General features: G+C 60.3%; 9 protein-coding genes. 1 reads left to right on the top strand and 8 read right to left on the bottom strand.

The genetic code is table 11. The annotated features are described in order from the left end of the window. Nucleotides 1-81: 81 nt before the first annotated feature. From BK658_RS24595 to BK658_RS24570, 5 genes are all read right to left on the bottom strand, one after another. Complete coding sequence (locus BK658_RS24595) at nucleotides 82-780, bottom strand: OmpW/AlkL family protein (protein ID WP_123584559.1); 699 nt, start codon at nucleotides 778-780, stop codon at nucleotides 82-84. 232 nt (nucleotides 781-1,012) lie between these two features. Then, the gene (locus BK658_RS24585) at nucleotides 1,013-1,531 is read right to left on the bottom strand and encodes a DUF3299 domain-containing protein (protein WP_123584557.1); all 519 of its coding nucleotides are present in this window, start codon (nucleotides 1,529-1,531) and stop codon (nucleotides 1,013-1,015) included. Between the two features lie 11 nt (nucleotides 1,532-1,542). Further along, nucleotides 1,543-2,808 (bottom strand): ABC transporter permease, encoded by a 1,266-nt coding sequence (locus BK658_RS24580; protein WP_123584556.1) that lies wholly within the window; start codon nucleotides 2,806-2,808, stop codon nucleotides 1,543-1,545. A 1-nt stretch (nucleotide 2,809) separates the two neighbouring features. Further along, nucleotides 2,810-3,520, bottom strand: a complete 711-nt coding sequence (locus tag BK658_RS24575; protein ID WP_019693856.1) for an ABC transporter ATP-binding protein — start codon at nucleotides 3,518-3,520, stop codon at nucleotides 2,810-2,812. A gap of 135 nt (nucleotides 3,521-3,655) precedes the next feature. Beyond that, nucleotides 3,656-4,267, bottom strand: coding sequence for a DUF2796 domain-containing protein (locus BK658_RS24570; protein ID WP_123584555.1), 612 nt, complete (start codon nucleotides 4,265-4,267; stop codon nucleotides 3,656-3,658). A 133-nt stretch (nucleotides 4,268-4,400) separates the two neighbouring features. Between BK658_RS24570 and BK658_RS24565 the strand changes: the two genes are divergently transcribed. Next, nucleotides 4,401-4,760: a hypothetical protein gene (locus BK658_RS24565; protein ID WP_123584554.1), complete on the top strand. Its 360-nt coding sequence runs from the start codon at nucleotides 4,401-4,403 to the stop codon at nucleotides 4,758-4,760. Here BK658_RS24565 and trxA read toward each other — a convergent pair. The 3 genes from trxA to BK658_RS24550 all read right to left on the bottom strand — a co-directional run bounded on the left by trxA (nucleotide 4,757) and on the right by BK658_RS24550 (nucleotide 6,922). Then, nucleotides 4,757-5,629, bottom strand: coding sequence for a thioredoxin (gene trxA / locus BK658_RS24560; RefSeq protein ID WP_123584553.1), 873 nt, complete (start codon nucleotides 5,627-5,629; stop codon nucleotides 4,757-4,759). The genes BK658_RS24565 and trxA overlap by 4 nt on opposite strands. Nucleotides 5,630-5,807: 178 nt before the next feature. Further along, nucleotides 5,808-6,464 carry a class I SAM-dependent methyltransferase gene (locus BK658_RS24555; protein ID WP_123584552.1) on the bottom strand — a complete coding sequence of 219 codons (657 nt, stop codon included), beginning with the start codon at nucleotides 6,462-6,464 and terminating at the stop codon, nucleotides 5,808-5,810. Continuing rightward, on the bottom strand, nucleotides 6,461-6,922 hold the full coding sequence (locus BK658_RS24550) for a YbaY family lipoprotein (protein ID WP_123584566.1): 462 nt from the start codon (nucleotides 6,920-6,922) through the stop codon (nucleotides 6,461-6,463). The genes BK658_RS24555 and BK658_RS24550 overlap by 4 nt, the downstream gene beginning before the upstream one ends. Between the last annotated feature and the right edge of the window lie 37 nt (nucleotides 6,923-6,959).

Genomic DNA, 6,959 nt, shown 5'->3' with positions numbered 1-6,959 from the left:
ATTTCTTGCGGCCAAAGGTCAAGCAATAGGGCTTAACTGATCGGCATTAGCCTTTCGAGGCGCCTTTTTTATGCAGCGGGTTTAGAACTTGTAACCCAGACCCACCATGTAGATCCACGGGTCCACGTCGATGTTGACCTTGGCGCGGGTGCCGGGGGCGACTGCGTTGTTGTCCACGTAGCCGGTGGTGTCGATGTCGATGTAGCGCACCTGGCCGTTGAGCATGATGTGGTCGGTCAGCATGTAATCGGCACCGACCTGCCATGCGAGGCCCCAGGAGTTTTTCGTCTTGAAGTTGCTGAAGCCGTTGGCTTGCGCTTCGTTACTGAGCTTTTCGTCGTAGATCCAGGTGTAGTTGATACCGGCGCCCACATAAGGCTGGAATGCAGACTTGTTGTTGAGCGGGTAGTAAACCACGCTCAGGGTCGGCGGCAGGTGTTTGAGGGTGCCGAGCTTACCGTTGGCCGCGCCCAGGGAGGTGCCTTTGAGGTTCACGTCATGCTGGAACGGCGAGGCGGCGAGCAGCTCGATGCCGATATCGGGGGTGAGCATGTACGCGAAGTTCAGGCCCAGCTGCGTGTTGCTGTCCATGGTCGCCTTGCCACCCAGATCGGCACCCGCCAATGGACCGCGATCAACCTTGACGCTGGAACTGCCGGCTGTCGGGTTTACGGTGATTGCACCGGCCCGAACAATGATGTCACCGGCTTCATGGGCCTGGGCGAAGGGGGTTGCAAGCGCGAACGCAATGAGGGACGCGCTGAGCAATGACTTGTGCATGGGGGCTCCAAAGGAAGATTCAAATTATGTATCTCCAATGGTACGAAGCGTCAGGAACAGTACTTTTGACTCAGCTCAATGAAAGGGTGATGGAGTTTGAATCGGGGGGAATCCTTTGCTATAGCGGTGCCGCCATTCGCGAGCAGGCTCGCTCCCACAGGTTCAGCGGTGTCCTTGTGGGAGCGAGCCTGCTCGCGATGACTATCTACCAGATCACACATGACTACCGGACTCACTCCGGCAATTCGTACACGTAGATCTTGTCCGCATCTATCTGATACCCGGCATCCGCCAGTTCGCTGGTCGACGCCTTGACCTGCAATGCGCCTTCAATCCAGTAAGGCTGATAGAGCTCGTCGAGCTTCACCCCAACCTTGCTTTTGACGTGGACGATCTGGTTCGACGGCGGTGGTGGCACGTGGATGCATGCGCCGAAATACGGCACCAGCAGAAAATCGGTGGTGCGACCTTCCTCGCTGACTTCCAGCGGCACGATGTAACCCGGCAAGCGGATGTTCTGGCCGTCGAGGTTTTTCACCACTGGCGCATTGGGCATGTCTTGCTTGGCCGCCGGTGCGGACTCGGCGGACAGCGCGCTGCTCATCTGCGACAGGTCGTGCAGCGGTTTCATGTTCGGCACTTCTGCCGGTGCATCCGGCGGGATCATTTCCGCCCAGGTCAGGTCTTTCGGTGCGGCCGCCCACAGGGGCAGGGCGACCAGCATCAACAGGGCAGGCAGAGCGCGGAGCATCTTCAATGTCCTCATAAACGGATCGACAGACCATCGGCCAACGATTGGCGATAGGCGCGCCAGGCCGGCACGCTGCCCATCAGCAGCGCGGCGATCAGGATGCCACCGAGCAGCGTCCATTCATACTCGCTTGGCCAGGCCAGCGGCAGGTACAAGCCATAGGTCGATTGCACGTAACCCTGAGCCGCAGCGATGCACACATATAGCAATACCAGGCCCGTAACCACCCCGGACAGCGCCAACGCAAAGGCTTCCAGCACCAGCAGCGTTGCAATGTGCCACGGCCGGGCACCGACCGAACGCAGGATCGCCATCTCGCGGCGACGTTCGTTGAGGCTGGTGAGAATCGCCGTGAGCATGCCGATCAACCCGGTCAGCACCACAAACAGCGACACCACGAACAGCGCTTTTTCAGCGGTGCCCATCAGGCTCCAGAGTTCCTGCAAGGCGACGCCCGGGAGGATCGCCAGCATTGGCTCGCCACGGAACTCATTGATTTCGCGTTGCACGGCGAAGGTCGAAATCTTGTTGTTGAGGCCGAGCATGAACGCGGTGATGGCTTGCGGCGTGAGGTCCATGTTGCGCGCCTGATCGGCGCTGATGCGACCGCTGCCCTGAGCCGGCACACCGTTGTGCCAATCGATGTGAATCGCCTCCATACCGCCGAGGCTGATGTGCAACGTGCGGTCGACCGGAGTGCCGGTGCGTTTGAGGATGCCGACCACGGTGAACGGTTTGTCATCGTGCTTGACCAGGCTGATCACCGCCACGCCGTGAGCCAGCACCAGTTTATCGCCGAGCTTGTAATGCAGCGCATCGGCCACTTCGGCACCCAGCACCACTTCGAACGGATCCGTGGCAAACGCCCGGCCGCTGGCCAGTTGCAGGTTTTGCTGATGGCCGTATTGGTAATGCTGGAAGTAGGCATCGGTGGTACCCATCACTCGATAACCGCGATGCGAGTCACCGAGGGAAATCGGGATCGCCCATTTCACTTTCGGGTTGTTGGCGAAGTGCTCGAAACTGTCCCAGCGGATGTTGTTGGTGGCGTTGCCAATGCGAAACACCGAGTACAGCAACAAGTTCACCGAGCCTGAGCGCGCGCCGACAATCAGGTCGGTGCCGCTGATGGTGCTGGCGAAACTGCTCTTGGCTTCGGTGCGTACCCGTTCCACCGCCAACAGCAGGCAGACCGACAGGGCGATGGCGAACGCGGTGAGGATTGCGGTGAAGCGGCGGTTAGCCAGGCTGGCCATGGCTAGACGAAACAAATACATTTCAGACCTCGAGCGGCGTGGCGGCGCGATTGAGTTCGGCCAGCGACAGGTGACGATCGAACAGTGGCGCCAGGCTCTGATCGTGACTGACGAACAGCAGGCTGGAACCGGCTTCGCGGCACTCGGCGAACAGCAGACGGATAAATGCCTCGCGGGCGTCGTAATCCAGCGCCGAGGTCGGTTCGTCGGCGATCACCAGTTCCGGCTGGCCGATCAGCGCACGGGCAGCGGCAACCCGCTGTTGTTGGCCGATGGACAGTGAATCGGCACGGCGGCCGAGCATGTTTTCATCCTTGAGCCCCAGATGCGCGAGTAAGGTCGCAGCCGCCTGGTCAATGCTGCCGTGGCGCTGAATCGCGCGGCTGGCGCGCAGCTTGGAGAAGTGACACGGCAGTTCGACGTTCTCGCGCACCGAGAGAAACGGCAGCAGGTTGAACTGCTGGAAGATGTAGCCCGTGTGGTCGACCCGAAAGTGATCGCGGGCGCCAGCCGACAGCTCGGTCAGCTCCTGGCCGAGCAGGCGAATGCTCCCGCGATTGGGTTTCTGCACACCACCGAGCAGGCCGAGCAGGGTGGTCTTGCCGCTGCCGCTGGGACCTTTGAGAAACAGCGTTTCACCGGGCTCCAGGCGAAACGCCGGGATATCCAGTAAAGGCGGATGACCGGGCCAGTTGAAGCCCAGGTCTGACAGTTCGATGAGTGCTTGGGTCATAGCGCCGATTTCATGAGTGTTGATCACCTGTGGGAGCGAGCCTGCTCGCGATAGCGGTCTTACAGTCGCATCAATGTTGAGTGCGCAGGACTCATCGCGAGCAGGCTCGCTCCCACAGGGGGGATGTGTGGTGGATCAGAATTTCAGCGATGCAGCCTTCGAGGTCACTTCAACCCCTTGCTGGCCGCTTGGGCTGATGAGTTGTACCTGAATTTTCTGCGTCGCGGGGAAGGTCGTGAACACTTGCGACAAGTCCAGGGTCTTCAGCGCGCCAGGGGCGGCGCAGGTGAATTGGTAGTGTGCATGGATTTCGCTGTGATCGTGATGATGTTCTTCGGCGGCGAGGCCTTTACCGTCGGTCGCGTGGTCGTCATCGTCGTCATGATCATCGGTATCCGGTTTGTCACCGAACAGAGGACTCTTCAGTTCTTGCTGACTGACTACGCAGTTGGCCGCTTTCGGAAGACTGAACAGCACCAGCGGTTTTTCCAGCTGCGCACGGGCGGCGGCGACTTTGGCCTTGTCTGCATCAGTGCTGGCAACGTGTTCGAAGCCCACCAGGTTCATCGCCGGGCTTTCCAGCTCCAGTTCCAGCGTCTGACCGTCCAGTGCCGCATTCAAACGTCCGACGCCATGTTCGTGGGCGCCCAGGCTGCCGTGTTCATGCTCGTGATCATGAACTTCAGCGGCCTGAGCGATAGCCAGCGGCAACAGGGCAAACGGCAAAGCGAGTAACAGACGGCGCATGGAATCTCTCCGGGAAAGAAGATGAAGATTTTGTTATGTAATCTTATAACAAGAGTGGCGAGAGTTTGACTGTCTGCTTGGCGTTGCGCAAGACGCGTGGGAGCATGTTCGTCATAAATCTGAGGAAACCCCAATGTTGCGCATTCGTGGAAGCATCGGCGATTGGCCGGTGGATTTGACCCTGGAATTGGACGATGGGGATTGGGCGCGGCTTGGCGTGCAGTTGCAGGTAAGCAAATCAGAAAGCGGTGCTGCGGTGGCCGAACCGGTGGTCAAACCGGTCAATCAGGATGAGGTGCTGTGGCAGCTCGCCAAGGATCTGCTGCGCAAGTCCGGCCAACTGACGGGGCCGGATTTGCTGGAGCAACTGGAGGGTTTGACCGGCAACACCGTCGCCGGCAAACGTCTGCTGGTGCGATTGCGCCATAGTGCAGAGGTCAAGGTCGTGAGCGGCGGGGATACGCCGCTCTACAGTTGGATCGAGCCGGCCTAGTAGAGTGCTGCAAACAGCTTGCGGCGGTAAACGGTCACCAGCGGATGATCGTTGCCCAGCAGTTCGAACACTTGCAGCAGGGTCTTGTGCGGCAACCCCTCGCTGTAACTGCGATTGCGGATGAACAGCTTGAGCAGAGAGTCCAGTGCCGGTTCGTATTGTTGGCGGGCCAGTTGCTGGATCGCCAACTGGTAGACGGCCTCATCGTCCTGCGGGTTTTGCGCCAGACGGGACTTCAGATCGGCGACATCCGGCAAGTCAGCGGCCTGGCCGAGAAACTTGATCTGCGCTTTGGCGCCTGCCAGTGCGGCTTTGTGTTCATCGCTTTTCACCGCATCGAGCACGGCCTGGGCTTCACTCAGTTCGCCACGTTCGGTCAGGCAACGCGCGTAGAGGATCAGCGCACGGGCGTTGGTATTGTCCTCGCCCAGCAGCACTTTCAGCGTGGCTTCGGCATCCGCGAAACGACCTTCGTCGAACAGCGCCTGAGCCTGTTCGAACGGGTCGGCAGCGGCCGGCGGTGGCATTTTTACGTGCGGCTCAAGCAGTGCGCGGACAGCGGATTCAGGCTGCGCGCCGGCAAAACCGTCCACCGGCTGACCGTCTTTGAACAGCACGACTGTCGGCAGGCTGCGAATACCGAAGCGCGAAACGATGTCTGGCTCGACGTCGCAGTTGACCTTGGCCAGCAGTAACTCGCCCCGATAGCTCTCGGCGATGGTTTGCAGCATCGGCATCAGCGCCTTGCACGGCGCACACCATTCAGCCCAGAAATCCACCAGCACCGGCTTGTGGAACGAGTTCTCGATCACCGACTGGTCGAAATCGGCAGTGCTGGCGTCGAAGATATACGGCGTGTCTTGACTCATGGGGAATCTCGAAGAAACGTGAATGGGGCAACTATAAGGCTTGGTGGGGGGCGGCAGTAAGTCCTTTGATCGTTCCCACGCTCTGCGTGGGAATGCCTCCTGTGACGCTCTGCGTCACGCCGTCAAAGGGACGCGGAGCGTCCCGGGCTGCGCGTTACCACGCAGAGCGTGGGAACGATCATCTCCGGGAAGCGTGGTACAGGCTCACATACCGAAACTCCTCCGGTTCTGCCAGGTCCGGCAATGTCATCGCCTCAAGCATTTCCAGTCGCTGATACAACGGATGACGGAAATCCCGAACTCGCGAATCCGCCACCAACGCCTCGCGGCCACGGCTGAGAAACTCATCGAGCAATGGCAGGTTGGCCCGGTCGTACAACACGTCGGCCACCAGAATCAGATCAAAACGATCGGCCTCGGCAAAAAAGTCTGTCGAATAGCTGAGCTCGACGTCATTGAGTTCGGCATTTGCCCGGCAGGCTGCAATCGCCAATGGATCAAGGTCGCAGGCCACCACTTCCAGCGCTCCGGCCTTGGCCGCTGCAATCCCCGCCACCCCGGAGCCGGCGCCGAAATCCAGCACGCGCTTGCCGGCAACCCACTGCGGATGCTCCGCCAGGTAACAGGCCATCGCCAGGCCGCTGGCCCAGCAAAAGCTCCAGTACGGTGGCTCGTGCAGAATGCGCCGGGTTTCTTCCGGGCTGAAGGCGCGGTCCATGTTGTCGCCGTCGATCAGCCAGAGTTTCAGCGTGGTCTCAGGCAACGGACACCGGACCAGCTGTGCATCGCCGAGCAGTTCACTTAACGCCTGTTGCAGGTCGAGCGGTGCATTCATGGCGCTTTGAGGAACTGCAATTGGCCCAGGGCCTGGGTCTTCGGCTCAAAGATGCGTTGCGCCGGCAGGTGCAGGATCAACTGCCCGGACTGGCTGGCGCGACCCCGCAGTTCGACGCGTGCACCGGCCGGGAACGAGTCGGGATTGAATCGCAGATGGAACGGCAGAGCCTTGTTGTTACCGATCAGGTTGGCGCTGGCGAGCAATTGCTGCGGCCGGGAGCGTTCGTCGATCACCAGCAGCGCCAGTTCAACCTCGGCGCCGGCCGGCACGCCCTGCAAGGTGCCGCTCAATTCCCGTTGATACGCGGGCAGCGGTCCGAGGTCGGCCGAGGCCTGGGCCTTTTTCTGGGCCATCTGCGGTGCAGGGCCCGGGGTCGGTGCCGCCGGTTTGGGTGCGCTGCTACACGCGACCAACAGGCCGATGAGACTGAGTAAAACAAGCGGTCTTAGCGGCATTTGCGGCTCCAGCAAAATGAAATCCATTGATCAGGCA

Source organism: Pseudomonas brassicacearum (assembly GCF_003732175.1).
GTDB classification, from domain to species: Bacteria; Pseudomonadota; Gammaproteobacteria; order Pseudomonadales; family Pseudomonadaceae; genus Aquipseudomonas; species Aquipseudomonas brassicacearum_G.
This window is presented reverse-complemented; position numbering and strand designations above follow the sequence as displayed.

Excerpts from the sequence above, each read along its gene's own strand:
- BK658_RS24595 (WP_123584559.1), bottom strand. The coding sequence starts at position 780 with ATGCACAAGTCATTGCTCAGCGCGTCCCTCATTGCGTTCGCGCTTGCA.
- BK658_RS24585 (WP_123584557.1), bottom strand. The coding sequence starts at position 1,531 with ATGCTCCGCGCTCTGCCTGCCCTGTTGATGCTGGTCGCCCTGCCCCTG.
- BK658_RS24580 (WP_123584556.1), bottom strand. The coding sequence starts at position 2,808 with ATGTATTTGTTTCGTCTAGCCATGGCCAGCCTGGCTAACCGCCGCTTC.
- BK658_RS24575 (WP_019693856.1), bottom strand. The coding sequence starts at position 3,520 with ATGACCCAAGCACTCATCGAACTGTCAGACCTGGGCTTCAACTGGCCC.
- BK658_RS24570 (WP_123584555.1), bottom strand. The coding sequence starts at position 4,267 with ATGCGCCGTCTGTTACTCGCTTTGCCGTTTGCCCTGTTGCCGCTGGCT.
- BK658_RS24565 (WP_123584554.1), top strand. The coding sequence starts at position 4,401 with ATGTTGCGCATTCGTGGAAGCATCGGCGATTGGCCGGTGGATTTGACC.
- trxA (WP_123584553.1), bottom strand. The coding sequence starts at position 5,629 with ATGAGTCAAGACACGCCGTATATCTTCGACGCCAGCACTGCCGATTTC.
- BK658_RS24555 (WP_123584552.1), bottom strand. The coding sequence starts at position 6,464 with ATGAATGCACCGCTCGACCTGCAACAGGCGTTAAGTGAACTGCTCGGC.
- BK658_RS24550 (WP_123584566.1), bottom strand. The coding sequence starts at position 6,922 with ATGCCGCTAAGACCGCTTGTTTTACTCAGTCTCATCGGCCTGTTGGTC.